At 45.3% G+C, this 17,477-nt stretch carries 16 protein-coding genes; 1 reads left to right on the forward strand and 15 read right to left on the reverse strand.

Annotated features, from left to right (window positions below; translation table 11 throughout):
• Window positions 1–30: 30 nt before the first annotated feature.
• The 3 genes from QWY16_RS19135 to deoD all read right to left on the reverse strand — a co-directional run bounded on the left by QWY16_RS19135 (window position 31) and on the right by deoD (window position 2,653).
• Window positions 31–513 (reverse strand): nucleoside deaminase, encoded by a 483-nt coding sequence (locus tag QWY16_RS19135; protein ID WP_300990827.1) that lies wholly within the window; start codon window positions 511–513, stop codon window positions 31–33.
• A 179-nt stretch (window positions 514–692) separates the two neighbouring features.
• Window positions 693–1,652, reverse strand: a complete 960-nt coding sequence (locus tag QWY16_RS19140; protein ID WP_300990828.1) for a zinc-binding dehydrogenase — start codon at window positions 1,650–1,652, stop codon at window positions 693–695.
• 281 nt (window positions 1,653–1,933) lie between these two features.
• A complete protein-coding gene (gene deoD / locus QWY16_RS19145; RefSeq protein WP_300990829.1) occupies window positions 1,934–2,653 on the reverse strand; it encodes a purine-nucleoside phosphorylase in 720 nt (239 codons plus the stop codon).
• Window positions 2,654–3,039: 386 nt separating this feature from the next.
• On the opposite strand from deoD, the gene QWY16_RS19150 reads away from it, so the two are divergent.
• Window positions 3,040–3,603: a nitroreductase family protein gene (locus tag QWY16_RS19150; RefSeq protein WP_300990830.1), complete on the forward strand. Its 564-nt coding sequence runs from the start codon at window positions 3,040–3,042 to the stop codon at window positions 3,601–3,603.
• Between the two features lie 56 nt (window positions 3,604–3,659).
• Here the strand turns inward: QWY16_RS19150 and rlmH are convergent, their stop codons facing one another.
• From rlmH to dnaB, 12 genes are all read right to left on the reverse strand, one after another.
• On the reverse strand, window positions 3,660–4,139 hold the full coding sequence (rlmH, locus tag QWY16_RS19155; RefSeq protein WP_300990831.1) for a 23S rRNA (pseudouridine(1915)-N(3))-methyltransferase RlmH: 480 nt from the start codon (window positions 4,137–4,139) through the stop codon (window positions 3,660–3,662).
• A gap of 89 nt (window positions 4,140–4,228) precedes the next feature.
• The gene (locus tag QWY16_RS19160) at window positions 4,229–4,393 is read right to left on the reverse strand and encodes a CxxH/CxxC protein (RefSeq protein WP_300990832.1); all 165 of its coding nucleotides are present in this window, start codon (window positions 4,391–4,393) and stop codon (window positions 4,229–4,231) included.
• Between the two features lie 560 nt (window positions 4,394–4,953).
• On the reverse strand, window positions 4,954–5,457 hold the full coding sequence (locus QWY16_RS19165) for a DinB family protein (RefSeq protein WP_300990833.1): 504 nt from the start codon (window positions 5,455–5,457) through the stop codon (window positions 4,954–4,956).
• 108 nt (window positions 5,458–5,565) lie between these two features.
• Window positions 5,566–6,771, reverse strand: coding sequence for a S1C family serine protease (locus QWY16_RS19170; protein WP_300993538.1), 1,206 nt, complete (start codon window positions 6,769–6,771; stop codon window positions 5,566–5,568).
• A gap of 145 nt (window positions 6,772–6,916) precedes the next feature.
• Window positions 6,917–7,705 carry an MBL fold metallo-hydrolase gene (locus tag QWY16_RS19175; RefSeq protein ID WP_300990834.1) on the reverse strand — a complete coding sequence of 263 codons (789 nt, stop codon included), beginning with the start codon at window positions 7,703–7,705 and terminating at the stop codon, window positions 6,917–6,919.
• Window positions 7,706–7,717: 12 nt separating this feature from the next.
• Window positions 7,718–8,524, reverse strand: coding sequence for a two-component system regulatory protein YycI (locus QWY16_RS19180; RefSeq protein ID WP_300990835.1), 807 nt, complete (start codon window positions 8,522–8,524; stop codon window positions 7,718–7,720).
• Window positions 8,511–9,848 carry a YycH family regulatory protein gene (locus QWY16_RS19185; RefSeq protein WP_300990836.1) on the reverse strand — a complete coding sequence of 446 codons (1,338 nt, stop codon included), beginning with the start codon at window positions 9,846–9,848 and terminating at the stop codon, window positions 8,511–8,513. The genes QWY16_RS19180 and QWY16_RS19185 overlap by 14 nt, the downstream gene beginning before the upstream one ends.
• Entirely contained in the window at window positions 9,845–11,668 is a 1,824-nt protein-coding gene (gene walK, locus QWY16_RS19190) for a cell wall metabolism sensor histidine kinase WalK (protein ID WP_300990837.1), read from the reverse strand. Before walK ends, QWY16_RS19185 begins: the two co-directional genes overlap by 4 nt.
• Window positions 11,669–11,673: 5 nt before the next feature.
• Complete coding sequence (yycF, locus tag QWY16_RS19195; RefSeq protein ID WP_300990838.1) at window positions 11,674–12,381, reverse strand: response regulator YycF; 708 nt, start codon at window positions 12,379–12,381, stop codon at window positions 11,674–11,676.
• 190 nt (window positions 12,382–12,571) lie between these two features.
• Complete coding sequence (locus QWY16_RS19200) at window positions 12,572–14,002, reverse strand: LysM peptidoglycan-binding domain-containing M23 family metallopeptidase (protein ID WP_300990839.1); 1,431 nt, start codon at window positions 14,000–14,002, stop codon at window positions 12,572–12,574.
• Window positions 14,003–14,689: 687 nt separating this feature from the next.
• Entirely contained in the window at window positions 14,690–15,976 is a 1,287-nt protein-coding gene (locus QWY16_RS19205; protein WP_300990840.1) for an adenylosuccinate synthase, read from the reverse strand.
• Between the two features lie 132 nt (window positions 15,977–16,108).
• Complete coding sequence (gene dnaB, locus QWY16_RS19210) at window positions 16,109–17,464, reverse strand: replicative DNA helicase (RefSeq protein WP_300993540.1); 1,356 nt, start codon at window positions 17,462–17,464, stop codon at window positions 16,109–16,111.
• Between the last annotated feature and the right edge of the window lie 13 nt (window positions 17,465–17,477).

Raw genomic sequence — 17,477 nt, forward strand, 5'->3', positions numbered from 1 at the left:
AAATGAAATGAAGATGATGTCACAATCTGTTTACCGGCTTGCTTCATATGATCGGCGGTGCAATTGATGAACCTGTTCCGACAGTTCAGGAACCGGTCCTTCCACTTCCGTATCCGTAATCACATCCGGAATGGCCAGATTCCGGACACGGGACGGTGCAGCGCCCATTTCACTTAACCAGCCGGCTAATTGCTCAGAAGAACTGGCGTACACGATTCTGCCCAGGCCAACCCATCCGTGAGCCGCTGCACACATCGGACAATGTTCACCGGAAGTATAGACCGTTGCCTTGCTTCTTTCTTCAGGAGCCAGATTATTTGCTGCCCACCTGGCAATCGCAAACTCGGGATGCTGCGTATGGTCACCGCCGGCCACATGATTATGGTCTTCAAAAAGCACTCCCCCCGCAGCTGATACCAGGACAGAGCCGAATGGTTCGTCTCCTTTTTCCAAAGCCGTTTCCGCGAGTTCCACACAGCGCCGCAGGTGTTTTAAATCGGTTTCGCTGATCATATTTCTGCCTCCTTTATCGCTAACTATCCGAAAGTCAATTATTTTAGATTTGAGATAGCCTTTGCCTCTACTAATTTTGCATAGGAGCTCTTTGAGAGGAGGAGACTGTCTTTTACAAAATCAAAAAGTCTCATGAACAAATTCCATTGAGACTTTTTGATGTAATTACCTATTAATATTTATTCACTTCCATCATACACAGCTACTAAACGGCCTTGTACTTCTCCAGCTTTTAGTTTTTCAATGCCTTCAGGAATGTCTTCAAATTTAATCTTCGTTAATTTTGGACTCAGTTTGCCTGCCGCCATCAATTCATAAATTTCAGCAATATCCTGAGGCGTCCCTCCCACATTTGCTAATAATCTCTTAGCGCCTGTGATAAAAGTGGCCGTGTTAATGGTAGTTTCCAGTTTCCCCATGCCTACCAATACGACAGTTCCACCTCTTTTAACCACCTCTAATGCATCTGAAGTGGTATTACCAAACCCGGCATAATCCACAATTAAGTCTAACTCTTTGTCTGCTAAATCTTTGATATCAGATACAACTTCTACTGCTCCTATTTCTTTAGCCAATTCACGCGCTTTCTCGCTCACATCTGCTGCATAGACATTTGTAAATCCTTTTGCAATAGCCGCTTGCAATGCAAATTGACCCAGTCCGCCAATACCAATTAAACCGACTTTCATATCAGGAGTTGCTTGTCCTATATTAAACAAGGCGGAATAGGAAGTCATACCCGCATCCGTCGCCGCAGCAGCCATTTCCATTGAAAGTCCATCAGGAACATGAACTAAATCTTCTGCTGGCGCATGAATTTTTGTTCCGAAACCACCATCATAATGATATCCTGGATTCGTGCCGGATGGTCCGGTTGGACAGATAGCGACCCGGTCTCCTACTTTAAAATCCGTGACGCCTTCCCCTACTTCAGAAATTGTTCCCGCATTCTCATGGCCCATAATAACTGGCGGATGCATCAATGCCATCCAGCCCTCATCTTCCAGAGTCCCAACATCAGAATGGCATAAACCTACTGCCGCCGTATCAATCACTACACGTCCTGGAGCCGCTTTCGGAACTTCCTGTTCTACGAGCTTAAGTGGTTCATGCGTTTTAGTAAATTGCCAACCTTTCATGCTGTTTCCTCCTCTTAATAAATGTTTGTTAATCCAGCTTAAACATAACAAAGTTATAGATTTTATGCAGACTTTTCACCTTAGGGCCAAAAAACAAGCCCCGGCATTCTCCTGACGGAAAATTACCGGGGCTCTTATGTTTTCTCTTCTTAATACGCCAGTTTATGAATGACTTCCCCGTCGATTACCGGGGATCTGCTCTAAATCCCAGCTTTTCATGCAACTGTCTGGCCACCCTGTTTTCCGGCTCACTGCTCGAAAAATCTTCAATCCAACTACTTTCAAACGATATCCAAAGCGATTTCAACCATCTGCGTAAATGAAGTTTGTCTTTCCTCTTGGGTGGTTTGTTCATGAGTAATCATATGGTCACTTACTGTCAAAATGGTTAATGCCTTAACTCCGGCACTGGCGGCGTTCATATATAAACTTGTCGTTTCCATTTCTTCCGCCAATATGCCCATCTTAGCCCATTTTTCTGTGGCAGTTTCATCCGCATTATAGAAAACATCACTAGATAATACATTCCCTATATGAACCTTATAATTCTTTTCGTCAGCTGCTTTCTTGGCTTTCTCCAATAGTTCGAAAGACGCTGTAATCGGAAATTGACCTGGAAGATTCCATTGATGTGCATAATTTGAATTCGTTGCTGCTCCCATAGCAAAGATCAGATCATATAATTTAATATCTTCTTGCATCGCTCCACATGAACCGATACGAATTAAATTTTTAACTCCAAAAACATTAATCAATTCCCACGAATAGATGGCCATGCTTGGCGCCCCCATGCCGGTACCCATAACAGAAACTTTCTTCCCTTTATATTCACCTGTATACCCCAGCATTCCTCTGACATCATTAAAAAGAACAGGATTGTCTAAAAAGGTTTCCGCTATAAACCTTGCACGATAAGGATCTCCTGGCAAAAGGATCGTTTCGGCTATTTCTACTCCGTTTGGCTTAATATGCGGTGTTTCTTTTAATTCATTATTGTCCATTTTATTCTCTCCTTAAAGTTTTATAATCTTACCATACACGGTTTACTATCTCTTGGAAATTCTACGTTAGTTTATTTTTTCTGGAGCTGGCTTCTATAGTAAGTCCTATTAAAATAGCCTGCATTGCTTACAGCGTATATTCTCCAAAACGATCAATCTACTTTAGTAAAGAGGTTAGTAGCTGATGCATGAGTATAAATGCTGAACAGAAAAGTATTTAGTTTCGAGTATACGGAAGTTAATTATTTCAACTTGATTGAGTAAATTCCTTACACTATCTTACGAATAAGTTACACGCTTACTTTTCGTAAGTCATATTACTTGCAAACTTGCTTAAATAATTTAAAATAAACAAGGGAGTTTGATACCATTAGGAGGATTTTATTATGACATTCCAAGCAAAAGATCACCGAACACCTGAACACAAAATTGCAGACTTATTTTTAAATCGTTGGTCTCCACGTTCTTACGCTGACAAACCAGTAGCGGACGACGTATTAAATAGACTATTCGAAGCAGCTCGTTGGGCACCTTCTTCAGGTAACAACCAACCTTGGCGCTTCATCGTTGCTAAAACAGAAGCTGACCTTGAAAAATTCTATCCAATCTTGATGGAAGGAAACTTGGCATGGGCTAAAAACGCACCAGTATTAGCAATATTAGTTTCTGATAACACAAAAGGTTCAAATGAATTTGATGCCGGCACAGCTTGGGGATTCCTGTCATTACAAGCAGCTAAAGAAGGCTTAATCACTCACCCAATGAGCGGTATATACAAAGATGTGGCGAAGGAAGCATTAAATATTCCTGAAAACTTCGATGTACAATTAGCAATCGCGATCGGTTACAAAGGTGAAAAAGAAATGCTTTCTCCCGAGTTACAAGAACGCGAAACGCCATCAGGTCGTCGCTCATTAGATGAAATTTTATTTGAAGGTTCTTTTAAATAATTTATAAAACAAGCCGTTCAGTTATTAAACTGAACGGCTTGTTTTATAAATCTCATTTACTTATGGTACGGTTCACCCTTCATAATCCGGAACGCCCGGTACACCTGCTCCACCAAAATCAGCTTCATCAGCTGATGCGGAAACGTCATCTTGGAAAACGACAATTTCTCATCTGCCCGCTTCAACACTTCATCATGGAGGCCAAGTGATCCGCCGATGACAAAGACGATTTTGCTGCGGCCGTAAGTCATCAATGATTCGATGTCTTTCGCCAGCTGCTCGGAGGTTTTCATCTTCCCGTCAATTGCCAGGGCGATAACGTAAGCATCCGGAGAAACTTTCGCCAGGATCCGGTCTCCTTCTTTCTTCTTCACAATCTCCATATCTGCATCGCTTAATTGCTCCGGTGCTTTTTCATCCGCTACTTCAATCTCGTTGATTTTTGCGTAGCTTCCCAGCCGCTTCGTATACTCTTCTATCCCGGATTTCAAATATTTCTCTTTTAGTTTCCCAACACTGATAATTGAGATATTCACAACTTATCCCCCTTTACACATTATTTACAAACAAGTTACCCACAAATGTTATGCACATATCCACAGGTTTTTCTACATCTTGTGCCCGCTCATTCGTTCGCCACAAGATACATCGCAGCTTCTTCACAGTAATCGCATTTTGTGGATAACTTTTCTTGTTCTGATAATTCAGTAAGAATAGGATAGCTTTTTGTCTCCGCCACAAACATGTCAAGTCCATGCTCCACATGGGTTTTACAGCATTTTATCTTCATTTTTCCCACTCCTTTTAATTTCCGAATATTCCACACAGTTATGCACAATTTATTCACTTTTATCCACAACCTATTTTAACAGAAGTAAAACTTTCCGGATAGCGAAGCTTCTGGAGACCTGTGGATAGTTAGTAACTTCAATAAATTCAAAAAGTTATCCACATGTCATTTTTCTGCTTTCACGAACAATAGCTGTGATTTATTAAGGCTAACTTCATAAATATTACAATAATGTTACATAAGAAATCCCTTATTTTCAGCTTGAATTTACCTCAAATTTCATGGTTTCTAAAGGAGTGAATAATACGCTTTTTAGGAAACCATCAATAGAACCTTCCTTCTTTAATTCCAAATAACTTTTAAAAGAATGAGCGGATAGCGGCGACTCCAGCGGGAATAGAGGGCCAAGCGAGACCCCGCAGGACGTAAGTCCGAGGAGGCTTGCGGTCCTCCCGCGGAAAGCGTCCGCTAGGAGCGATTTCTTAACTCGAAGCCAAACTTGAAATTTCTAAAAAAACCACAAAACGCCTATACGCGTCTTGTGGTCTCTATTGTTCTTCTTAAACTTCCGGAGGAGGCGCTCCCATGGCTGCCCATTCCTCTTTCGCTGGCCCGTATAACCCCGGCACCTTCAATCCTGCCTGGCGCATCAGCACCGTCATCTGGCCGCGATGATGAATCTGGTGCGTAAACAGTACCTTCAGAATCGTTGCAACGCTCCACATCTCCCCGTACATATCATGTTCTTCACTCAGGGTTTCATCCGTCCAGTTTTCCTTCATCGCCGTCACCATCGATTGATTCGAAAAGCGATACGCTTCTGCAATTTCTTCAGCTGTGTCCGGAGCAGGGGTGCCGAATTTAGCTGCTGAAAATGCCAGCCCAGTATGGCTCATCATCTCATCTAACGTCGTCACCAAATGCCAGCCCAATCGGCCAAGCGTCCGGAAACCCTCCGCTACTTGCTGTTGGAGCGATTCATCTGTCAATGCATCAAGTATTTTCTGGGTCGATTCCGCTTCATGCTGCCATTCCTTCAAAAAATCCTCTAAATTAATGAACATACTATCCCTCCTGTCTTTCATTGCATTTACCTAATTCGTGAAAAGAGCTGTTTTTCCTGCACAAAAAAAACAGATCCGGAAGCCGTGACCCCAGATCCGTTTCTCACCTTACAGCGCTGAGTTATCAACAAGCTCTAACTCAAAATCCATCAATTTACCATTGCGGTAAGCTTTGACGGCTAAAGTATCACCAATTTTTTTCTCGTTGTATAAATGCTGGCGCAATTCAATAATGTCGCCAACTGGCTCGCCGTCCATCTCAACAATGACGTCAAACTGCTTCATGCCCGCTTTTGCTGCCGCAGAGCCCTCTATAACCGAGTTGACGACCACACCTTCCTTAACATCTGCCGGAAGGTTTAAGGTCTCCTGGCGCTGCGCCTGAGGGACTTGAACGAGGTCAAGCAATGTAATGCCCATCGCAGGGCGGATCATTTCGCCATTTTGTTCAATCGACTTGATGATCGGCAGCGCTGAATTGATTGGAATCGCAAAACCGATCCCTTCTACTGCATCGGTCGCGATTTTCATCGAGTTGATGCCGATCAGCTGTCCAGCCAAATTCACGAGCGCGCCGCCGCTGTTTCCTGGATTGATCGCTGCATCCGTCTGAAGAACTTCAGCTTGCCAGTCCGGCTGGCCATTGCCATCCAAATCCACCGGTACGGCACGGTCTGTCCCCGATACGACTCCAGTGGTTACAGATCCGGAAAAATCAAGGCCCAGCGGATTGCCGATGGCTATCACCGTTTCGCCTCGTTTTAAGGCATCTGAATCTCCAATTTCCGCCACATCCGGCACTAGGGAACTGTCCATTTCAAGTACAGCAAGGTCTGTCCAAATATCACTGCCGACAAGTGTCGCTTCTGCTTTTGAACCATCCGCAAGGGTGAGCTCGATGCCATTTGCTCCTTCAATTACGTGATGATTTGTCACGACATACGCTTTTTCGCCTTCGCTTTTATAAATGACACCGGAACCGCTTCCGACAGCTTGTTCCTGTCCTGGAGCCTGTGACCAGAAATCATTTGTTTCCTGCAAGTTAGCCACTCCGACCACTGCATCTGCCACTTCTTCAACGGCTTGCGTTACATCCGTCGTGATGTCCACCGAAGCTGTTGCAGACTCCCGATCCGTTTTTACCACTTCTGTGCCAGCAGCTGTGTCATTCCCCGGAGTCAGCCCCGGTATGGAATAAAACAGCAGCCAAACCAAAAGTGCCCCAATAGCCACTCCTGACAGCCCTGCTAAAAATATGCCTGCACGGTTCGGCTTTCGCCGGCCATTCGGCGCCTGATTGTTATAATAGCCCATTTTGCATTTCATCCTCTCTTCTCTCTTCCTATACTCTTATATAGCCCGAGTTTAAGAATACGAAACAGACAATTCAAGTGGAAATCCGGCGGTAATAAAGCCATAAAATAAGCCGGAAGCATTGCCGCTCCCGGCTTTTCATTAATTAAACGATCACCAATTCAGTTGGGACATTGGCGTCAGTGTCCAATAAATCGACATATTCTCCGACAATGATTCCTTTGGTTTGCAGCGTTTGTTCAACGCTCATGCGCGCCAGGTCTTTCATGTTATTGTCTTTGCTGAGATGCGATAGGTAAATGCGTGTCGGCTTTTCCGCCATGACTTCACTCATTGCCACTGCCGCATCTTCATTTGAAACGTGCCCGACATCGCTCAGGATCCGCCGCTTAACCGACCAAGGATAGCGGCCCATCTGCAGCATGCCGACATCGTGGTTGCTTTCAAACACATAAGCATCAGCTGCTTGGATAACACCTTTCATCCGGTCGCTGACATAGCCCGTATCGGTGATGAGCGCAAGCTTTCGGCCGTTCTCATGGAATACATAGAACATGGGGTCGGCTGCGTCATGGGATACCGCAAAAGATTCAATATTAAGCGATCCAAATGCTTTTACGGTGTCCATATCAAAATGGAAGCGCTGCTCCACTGGTATGGCACCGACAAGTCCGTCCATAGCCAGCCAGGTTTTCGCATTGGCATAGACTGGCACTTTGTGTTTCCGCGCTACAATCCCCAGGCCTTTGATATGGTCACTATGCTCATGCGTCACCAGAATGCCGTCCAGGTCACTCATTTTTTTGCCGATGGATGCAAACAATTCTTCCATTTTGCGGCCGCTGAGGCCTGCATCGACTAAAAATGAATGCTGATCGTTTTCTATATAAATAGCATTGCCGCTTGAGCCGCTTGCTAATACACTAAACCGCATACTAAAATCTCCTTATTGTGTAACTTCTGTTTGTTCTTTAATTTCGATGATGTCTCCTTTTACCGCATTTACAAAAAATTCTTCTGTTGTCCCGTCTTCGAATGTCGCTTTAATATGCCAAGTCGGCAGGAACATCTGGGTGTTTTCCGAGACGGTCACATATTCGGAATAACCGAGCTCCGCGGAATCGACATTCGTGTTGGATGGAAGCAGTCTTTTTTGGTAAAGGTTGTGAATCGCTTGAATAGGCGAAATCAGAGCCTTCTGCTGTTCGCCTTCGACAACATTCTCATAGATGGTCTGTTCATATTGCGTAACTTCTCCGTTCTCGTTCCAGTAGACGGTCAAACTCCCGTTATCGCTGTAGAACAAAGGCTTGCCGTTGATTTTCTGGGTGAATACAGCTTTTCTGTCTTGCTCTGAAATTTCCCAAAGGGCATACTGCTCTCCTTCGTAGATAGTTTCTTCTACAAATTCCTGAAGTGTTTCTGAGCTTACTTTACCGTTCAATGGGATGGGCTCTGTAAAAGTGGCTGACAAAAATCTATCATTTCTATTGTTCTTTTTTAAGTCTACACCCGGAACATCGGTTGCGACAAATGTTTTCATCGTCCCGGTGACATAAGGCAAAGCTTCTACTTCATCCGGCAAATCGGAATAAGTGATAGATTCAGCTTCCAGCTTTTCCTCATTGGAAGACTCAGAAAGGAAATCCACACTTTCCGCTTCTTTGTAGCGGTCTAAATACAAGGAATACAAAAAAACATTCAGTATGGCAAAGACGATGATGAAAATGGATTTGGTTTTATTCCAATCCAACTTGTCCACCTCCCAGCTGTTCTTCCGATAAGCGGATCCAGGTTTCATCGGCTTTAAAGTACCAGGCTGGCTGTAAGTTTAATAACCGTTCCGGATCTTTTTCATCCCGTGTCAGTTCGTAGCCATGAACAATGTCCGTAATTTTGGTTAAATCCTGCTCTTTCAGATGGGTAATGGCATGTAGCACAGCTGCCCCTGAAGGCAAAGTCATGGTTCCGGTCTCCCCCCACGATTCCAGGACATAATACGGGCGTCTATAGCGGAATACTTGCTCCGTCTCTTCGTCAATTCCCCATACCAGTTCCAGATTGGTTGAGAAAGTCGAGCTAAATACCGGCAAGCTGTCCAGGTAAAGGCGGTAATCGATTTTCTGATTGAGCGGTTCCATGCCAAAATAACGGTAATCATTGGTCCAACCGCTATGGCCATTGATAAAATCAACCGTTTTAAATATCAATTCAGACGGTATGGCTGGATCCTGTGTTTCCGCTTTCGGCTGAACATAACTGATGCTTTTCTTGCTTCTGTCAACACTCATCAAGGCATCTGATTCATCGCTGTATTCCTCATTCATCAAATCGCCGGTCGACTCCACACTGCCTGGATCTTCAAACAGCCCATCAACGAATTTCTGGCTGTCAATGTCTTCCTGCAGGTATCTATAAGTCGCTGCCTCGAGCGGATTTTCCGGTACATATATCGGCAAGGTCCCAATTTTTTCATCTGTGATATAAGTGTCGTAGTTAAACGCCGGTTCTACAATTTGTGATTGAAATTGCTCTAACTCAGTAGCCGAGACGTTAGCCTGATGGACACGCCCGGATTTTGTATTAATAAAATAAAGAGTTAAATCTGTATTTTCCGCTTTGCCCCATTCGATTACCAGCCGATCAAACGAAGCTTCCGGGATACTGTCATCGACAATCTCCATCATGCTGTCGAATACCGGGAATGGCACTTGGCCCGGGTAATACAGAACGGCACGGTTAGGGGCGTGCATATACGATTTCAAAATTTCTGCCGATGCTTCTTTGTCAATCTCCACGATGCCATGGATTTGCCATTGCTTCATCGCATCCAACAGCAAATCGACTTGCTCTTGTTGCGTCGTGCCGGTGACCACATCGCTGAAATGGTACAGCGCATTGCTTGGCTGCACCACTTGGTCCACCGTTTTCGTTTCCCCAAGGGCTACTTCAATAGCCGGCGTCGTTTCAATCCGTTCAAAACTCGGAGTAAATGTCCAAATGACAAAAGTTAGAACAAGACTGAGAACAATCAGCAAAAACAAGGCAATAGACTTGATGTGCTCAATGTATTTCATTCCCATTCACCTCCGTCGTCTTCTTCAAACGGCAGTGTGAAGAAAATAGTTGTCCCTTTGCCGTATTGGCTTTCAGCCCAGATATGGCCGCCATGTGCATTGATCATTTCTTTTGAAATGGCCAGTCCAAGGCCGGTGCCTCCCATCGCCCGCGAACGCGCACGGTCGACTCGGTAAAAACGGTCGAAAATCTTATCGACATTTTCTTTTGGAATCCCCATGCCCTGGTCAATGATGCGGATGAGAATAAAGCCGTCTTCAACGGTCATGGCAAATTGGATTTTGCCGCCTTCCGGAGAATACTTCAGTGCATTGGAAATGATATTATCGATTACTTGCGTCAATTTATCCGGATCGATTTCTACGAAATACTGCTCTTTCGGCAGCTCCCGTTCGAAATAGACATTTTGGGACTTCGACATCTCAAAGCGGTCGATGATCCGGTTGAAAAACACATTAAATTCGATCATTTCCTTATTTATTTCGGTTTCGCTTGAATCCATCTTCGATAATTTCAGCAAGTCATTGACCAGACGGATCATGCGTTCCGTTTCGGTTTGTGTAACATTCAAAAACGTCGGCGCGAGCTCCTGATCCTGCCAAGCTCCATCCGCAAGCGCTTCTAGATAACTTCTCATTGTCGTTAACGGCGTCCGCAATTCATGCGACACGTTAGCTACAAATTCCCGGCGTTCCATATCGATTTTTTCCTGTTCAGTATTGTCATGCAAAACAGCGATGACGCCATTGACAAACCCGGTTTCTTTTTGGATCACGGAAAAGCTCGCCCGAAGAAGCGCACTTTCTTCATACGTGCTTAAATCAAGCATGATGGCTTCTTTTAAATGAATCAGGTCTTCAAAAGTATAGTCCGTGTCCAATCCTAAAACCGATGTAATGGGCCGGTTTATAACCGTTTCACGTGAAACATTCAAAAGCCGGAGTCCGGGGTCGTTGATCAGGATAACGCGCCCTCTCCTATCAGTCGACAGCACCCCGTCCGTCATATTGGCAAGGACTGACGCCAATTTTCGGCGTTCGCTTTCCGTAGACTGTTGGGATTCCTGCAAACGGTTTGTCAGGTTATTAAAGGATTTCGCCAGTTGGCCGATCTCATCGTCTCCATAGACGCGGACCTTCCGTGAAAAATTCCCTCTTGCCATGGCCTGAGCCTGCCGCCGCATATCGGAAATCGGTTTGGAAATCGTCTGTGCCACCAACACTCCTAAAACTGCGGTTACCGCCAAAGCGATGGCAGTCCCAACTGCAAGAATCGAGTTGATGTCATCCATCTGGTCGTATACATTTTCGATATCCGCTTCCATATACAAGGTGCCAAGCACTTCTCCGCCTTCTGCCATAATCGGCTGCGTCCGGACCCATACACGATTTTTCTGCGAATTGACTTTGGTTCTGTCTTCGACCGTTTCTCCTACCATTGACTGCATCACCAATTCATCGGTCGACCGCTGGCCAACAAGCGACTGGTTGTCGACTGCCGAAGAAGCTAAAATCCGATGGCGGGAGTCGATAACACGAATTTCATCAATGTCTTCGGATTTAAACCCGTAAAGGACCGATCGCAGGCTTTGCTCAAGTGTCAAATCCTCGTCGGTCCGCGTCTTTATCATTTCTTCCCTGACACTAAATTCCACGATGTTCATGCGCTCTGTAATCGAATCTTTAAAGTTATCGATGAGCGTCTCTTCCAGCTGTTGGGCAAAATAAAGGCCGATGATCTGCATCGCCAGCAATATCAACAAAATATAAATCAATACAAACTTCACATGAATTGATTTAAAGAAGCTTACTTTTTGCATTCGACCTACTCCTGTTCAGGATTCCGCAAGTAATACCCTACACCTCTGCGGGTTACAATCCATGCCGGGTGGCTCGGATTGTCTTCGATTTTTTCACGGAGGCGGCGGATCGTTACATCGACTGTCCGCACATCCCCGAAATAATCATAGCCCCACACTGTTTGAAGCAAATGTTCACGGGTCATCACTTGTCCGATGTGTTTGCCAAGATAATGGAGCAATTCAAACTCGCGATGAGTCAATTCAATGGTTTCATCGCGCTTTTGCACCAAATAAGCGTCCGGTTGGATCGTCAATGAACCTACTTGGATATCATTTGAATTTGGCCCTTCTTCTTCAAGCGGCACCACGTTCTGGCGACGCAAATTCGCTTTCACACGGGCAATCAATTCACGCGTGGAAAATGGTTTCGTCACGTAATCATCTGCTCCAAGCTCCAAGCCTAGTACTTTATCGATTTCTGAGTCTTTTGCCGTCAGCATGATAATCGGAAAATCAAATTTCTTGCGAATTTCACGGCATACTTCCATGCCATCACGGTTCGGCAGCATAATATCAAGAAGCATTAAATCAGGCTGGATTTCTTCAGCGATTTTGATGGCATCGTCTCCATCATAGGCACATACGACATTAAAGCCTTCTTTCTTTAAATTAAATTGCAGAATATCTGCAATCGGTTTTTCATCGTCCACAACCAAAATTGTTTTACTCATTGTTTTTTTCCCCCTTATTATTCCATCGTTTTTTGGTGGAATTCCCTCCGAAATACATTCTTATCTACCATTACTTTATCACTGTTTTGAAGGTTTCGCACCTCTCACTTCCTGTGCATTATTTCCCGGGAAATAATCAGTGGATAATCGAAAAAGACCGGCCTATAGTAGAGGCCGATCTTTTGGGCATTTAATTTATATATTTCAAGGGGTCTTGTGTTACACCATTTAAAGATACTTCAAAATGCAGATGGACGCCAGTAGAACGACCTGTATTGCCCATATTGCCCAGTTTCGTTCCTTGAGGAACCACTTCCCCCACTTTTACATCAATAGAAGAAAGATGGGCATAGATGGTTTCATAGCCATTCTGATGATCTACGATGACCCGGTTCCCGAAAGTGCCCGCGGCTCCGGCTGCTTTGACAATACCATGGTCTGCGGACTTGATGGCAGGGCCGCTTGAATGTGCAATGTCGATGCCATTATGCAGCCTGCCCCAGCGTTGGCCCCTTTTGCTGGTAATCCGGCCGTCTTCTGCCGGCCACATAAATGTTCCAGCACCGACTGACGGAGGCTCCATCGTGCCGTTCAGCACGATGTGGTCAATCGGCTGCAGCGTCGCTTGTTCGTTCAAGACGGCGTGGGAGACCTGTTCGCCGTTCACGGTTTCGACTTCCGCAGTGACATGCTTTCTGCCATTTTTTCCTTGCTGCTTGAGTTTGCTTTGCCCTTTCAATAAAGTTGGGTCATCCGTTTTCAGCGACTGATGGGGAATCAAAGCAATCTGCTTTTGTTGTTTTTTGACTTGCACCGTCACCAAGGGGCCTGCTTCAGAGACATTCAGCTGTGTGCCCGGAGTCATTTTGCCCAGGTCAATGCCAGGATTCAAGGCTGTCAGCTCTTCCAGCTCCATACCGAAAATGGCGGCTAGCTCTTCTGCTTTGTCACCTTCATGAACTGTGTAAGAACGTTCGCCTGTAAGCAGGTATTTTGCAGCTTGTTCCGGCTGCATAACAAGAGACGGTTTTGTTTGATTTGCGGCTCCTGACAAGTTTTCTGCAATCGTCAGACTAAGGATGTTCGCCTGCCCCGGCTGCAGTTCCGGCAATGCCTCATTGAGGCCTTTTCGCTGCTCCCACGCGGCCAGTTCTTCGGGGGTTGCGTATGTCAGTTTCACTTGGCGGATCATCTCGTCATAAGCAGCCTGATCTTTTACTTGCAATGTTTCACGGCCGTTGATTGATAAAGCGAATGCAGAAGCTTTGATTTCCACTTCTGCCGCCGCTTGCGCCATCGCTTCCTCTTCTTGAGGAAGATTCCGTTCAAATACTTGTTCTTCCAACATGCTGAAGTCTTTGTCCACTTCCAGTTTCAAGTCGGCAAACTGCGGCTGAAGCTGGCTGATTTTTTCGTCTAATATTTCTTCCACTGCCTGCTGGTCAGAGACCGTGCTGACATACTGCCCTTCATTATATAGATGATAAATCGGCTGAAGATTGCGGTCATCCTCCGATGTGGCGAATACAGGGGTAAAGCTGAGTCCTGTCAGCAGCAGCGCCGATGCAGCACCTGCTTTTAAAAAAGCCATGCCTGTCCCTGGCTGTTGAATGTTTTTCATAATTTCATCTGTAACTCCTTTTATTCCTATGTAAAGCTCCGCAGCTTTCGTCTGTTTGAATGAATCTTTCTCACTCTAGCACAATCTCCTTTCAAATTTAATCAGTTTTAGCGTCTGTAATCCAACTGACTCATTCTTGCCAAATCCTTCTATAAAGCCGAGAATAGCATGCAAATATCATTGGTTTTTACATGCTGAAAGTAATAACTGCTATTTCAGAGAACTGAAATAATCGGTCATTTTCACCATAGAAGCGTAATAATTGTCATAAAACTTCATTAAAAGGTGGTAAAGTTGTGTCTTTTTTGTTAAAAGGCAGATAAAACGACAAAAAAAGAGCTAAAACTAACTCGTTTCAGCTCTTTTTAATCTGTTATTTATATAGAAACTAGCTTTTATACACCGCTTCGGCCGCTTTGGGCAGGGCTCCCGCCATAAGCCGAGAAGACCATTCGTCTTATGGCTTCGCCTCGCCCTTGGACGCGCCTACGCTGAATAGGTTTTCTATAAGAGAGAAGATCACTTAGATTGCTTTCTGATGATTGCTCACTTAGATATGGAGCAAAACAGCGGAGACTCCCGCGGGGCAGCGTAAGCGACGAGACAGCTGCAAAATATTGATGGAAAGACAAAAGAGCTGAAACGAATTTCGTTTCAGCTCTTTGCATTTAATTATTCAGTTTCTCTTTATCTCCAAACGCTTGTGACGATATTGGTCTGGTTGCGGTCAGGACCGACAGAGAAGATGGAAATCTGTACACCTGTCAGCTGTGCAATGCGCTCTAGGTAATGGCGTGCGTTTTCAGGAAGTTCATCCAATGATTTGCAGCCTGTTACGTCTTCTGACCAGCCTGGAAGCTCTTCATATACCGGCTCACATTCAGCTAGCATACGCAGGTTTGCTGGGTATTCTGTGATCAGTTCACCATTGTGGCGGTAAGCCGTACAGATTTTCACTGTCTCAAGCCCACTCAATACGTCAATCGAGTTGACTGTCAAATCTGTCAAACCGCTAACGCGTCTTGCATGGCGGACAACGACACTGTCGAACCAGCCGATTCGGCGTGGGCGTCCTGTAGTCGTGCCGTATTCTTTGCCGACTTCACGAATCTGGTTGCCCACTTCATCAAATAACTCAGTTGGGAACGGGCCGTCTCCAACACGCGATGTATAGGCTTTGCAGACACCGATTACATGCTGGATTGTTGTCGGGCCGACTCCGGCACCGATTGTCACTCCACCTGCTACCGGGTTGGATGAGGTTACAAAAGGATATGTACCTTGGTCAATATCCAGCATAACGCCTTGTGCACCTTCAAAAAGAACACGGCGGCCATGGTCAATCGCGTCGTTCAATACTTTAGATGTATCCGTTACATACTTTGCGATTTCCTGTCCGTATGCAAAGTATTCTTCCATGATTTCTTCAACAGTAAAGCCGTCTGTTTCATAAAACTTCTCGAACATCCGGTTTTTCTCATTCAAATTCATGCGAAGTTTTTCTTCGAACACGACATGGTCTAGAAGATCGGCCATGCGAATGCCGACACGTGCTGCTTTGTCCATATAAGCAGGCCCGATGCCTTTGCCAGTTGTACCGATTTTGTTTGCTCCGCGTCTTGCTTCTTCCACTTCATCCTGCTTGATGTGGTATGGCAGAATAACATGTGCCCGGTTGGATATACGCAAGTTCTCTGTAGTGACTCCCCGTGCATGCAGCGCTTTAAGTTCTGTTACGAGTGCTTTCGGATCGACAACCATGCCATTTCCGATCACTGAAATCTTGTCTTTATAGAAAATCCCTGATGGAATCAAATGCAGTTTATACGTTTCGCCGCCAAAAATGATAGTATGGCCAGCATTGTTTCCGCCTTGGTAACGCGCAATTACTTCTGCGTGTTCTGATAGAAAATCCGTGATTTTCCCTTTTCCTTCGTCTCCCCATTGCGTTCCTACTACTACGACTGATGTCATCGTCCGCACCTCCGTTAGGCTTATGCCCTATCTCAAACAGTATTCATTGTACCAACGAAAATGCCTTTCGTCAATATAAAACACGAAAAAACACGAACGTAAGAATGCATATATGCATTCAACGTTCGTGTTTTAGAAATCTCCGCCAGATTCATGCTGGCTCCAGTCAATGGTGACGAATTTATTGTATTCTTTCACAAACGCCAGTTTAACGGTGCCGGTTGGGCCGTTCCGCTGCTTGGCGATAATGATCTCGATCATGTTCTGATCTTCGGTTTCTTTGTCGTAATAATCTTCCCGGTATAAGAAGGAAACGATATCGGCATCTTGCTCAATACTTCCTGATTCCCGTAAATCCGACATCATTGGCCGCTTGTCCTGGCGCTGTTCCACTCCACGGGACAGCTGAGACAACGCAATGACCGGTACTTCAAGTTCACGCGCCAGCCCTTTCAAGGAACGGGAAATATCCGATACTTCCTGCTGGCGGTTCTCGCCGGAACGTCCCGGCCCTTGTATTAGCTGCAGATAATCAATCATGATCATGCCAAGGCCATATTCCTGCTTGAGGCGCCGGCATTTCGCCCGGATATCATTGACCCGGATGCCAGGCGTATCGTCGATGAAAATCCCTGCGTTTGACAGGCTTCCCATCGCCATTGTCAATTTACGCCAATCTTCGTTCTGGAGCGCTCCGGTCCGCATGATCTGCGCATCGATATTTCCTTCTGCACAAAGCATACGCATGACCAGCTGTTCAGCGCCCATTTCCAGACTGAAGATCGCGACGTTCTCTTCGGTTTTCGTTGCGACATTCTGAGCAACGTTCAATGCAAAAGCCGTCTTACCGACAGAAGGCCGCGCAGCCACAATAATCAGGTCGTTTCGCTGGAACCCTGCTGTAATCTTATCCAAGTCGCGGAAGCCCGTAGGAATGCCTGTAACGTCTCCTTTGCGGGTATGCAGCAATTCGATATTGTCATAAGTTTTGACTAAGACATCTTTGATATGAATAAAGTCGCCGGCATTTTTTCTGCTCGACACTTCCATCATTTTCTTTTCTGCTTCGGCAAGCAATGCTTCCACTTCATCTTCGCGTGTAAATCCGTCTTCCACAATGGAAGTCGCTACACGGATGAGCCGCCGCAGAAGCGCTTTTTCCTCAACAATATGGGCATAATGCGCCACGTTGGCAGCAGTCGGAACCGCATTGGCAATTTCCGTCAAATACGATAAACCGCCGACGTCTTCCAATTCTTTTTTGGCAGAGAGTTCTTCTGTTACGGTAACAACATCAATCGCTTTGCCATGATCCGATAAAGTTACCATGGTCTGGAAGATTTTTTGATGGGCGATGCGGTAAAAATCTTCCGGCATGACAATTTCCGCCACGGAAATCAGCGATTGCGGTTCTAAAAAGATGGCCCCAATTACCGACTGCTCGGCTTCATGGTTATGCGGAGGGACACGATCTATGGTTTCGTTCATTTGGTTCATAGGC

The organism is Planococcus shenhongbingii, assembly GCF_030413635.1.
GTDB classification, from domain to species: Bacteria; Bacillota; Bacilli; order Bacillales_A; family Planococcaceae; genus Planococcus; species Planococcus shenhongbingii.

Coding starts and splice junctions, on each gene's coding strand:
- QWY16_RS19135 (WP_300990827.1), bottom strand. CDS start 513: ATGATCAGCGAAACCGATTTAAAACACCTGCGGCGCTGTGTGGAACTC.
- QWY16_RS19140 (WP_300990828.1), bottom strand. CDS start 1,652: ATGAAAGGTTGGCAATTTACTAAAACGCATGAACCACTTAAGCTCGTA.
- deoD (WP_300990829.1), bottom strand. CDS start 2,653: ATGGACAATAATGAATTAAAAGAAACACCGCATATTAAGCCAAACGGA.
- QWY16_RS19150 (WP_300990830.1), top strand. CDS start 3,040: ATGACATTCCAAGCAAAAGATCACCGAACACCTGAACACAAAATTGCA.
- QWY16_RS19160 (WP_300990832.1), bottom strand. CDS start 4,393: ATGAAGATAAAATGCTGTAAAACCCATGTGGAGCATGGACTTGACATG.
- QWY16_RS19165 (WP_300990833.1), bottom strand. CDS start 5,457: ATGTTCATTAATTTAGAGGATTTTTTGAAGGAATGGCAGCATGAAGCG.
- QWY16_RS19170 (WP_300993538.1), bottom strand. CDS start 6,771: ATGGGCTATTATAACAATCAGGCGCCGAATGGCCGGCGAAAGCCGAAC.
- QWY16_RS19175 (WP_300990834.1), bottom strand. CDS start 7,705: ATGCGGTTTAGTGTATTAGCAAGCGGCTCAAGCGGCAATGCTATTTAT.
- QWY16_RS19185 (WP_300990836.1), bottom strand. CDS start 9,848: ATGAAATACATTGAGCACATCAAGTCTATTGCCTTGTTTTTGCTGATT.
- walK (WP_300990837.1), bottom strand. CDS start 11,668: ATGCAAAAAGTAAGCTTCTTTAAATCAATTCATGTGAAGTTTGTATTG.
- yycF (WP_300990838.1), bottom strand. CDS start 12,381: ATGAGTAAAACAATTTTGGTTGTGGACGATGAAAAACCGATTGCAGAT.
- QWY16_RS19200 (WP_300990839.1), bottom strand. CDS start 14,002: ATGAAAAACATTCAACAGCCAGGGACAGGCATGGCTTTTTTAAAAGCA.
- QWY16_RS19205 (WP_300990840.1), bottom strand. CDS start 15,976: ATGACATCAGTCGTAGTAGTAGGAACGCAATGGGGAGACGAAGGAAAA.
- dnaB (WP_300993540.1), bottom strand. CDS start 17,464: ATGAACGAAACCATAGATCGTGTCCCTCCGCATAACCATGAAGCCGAG.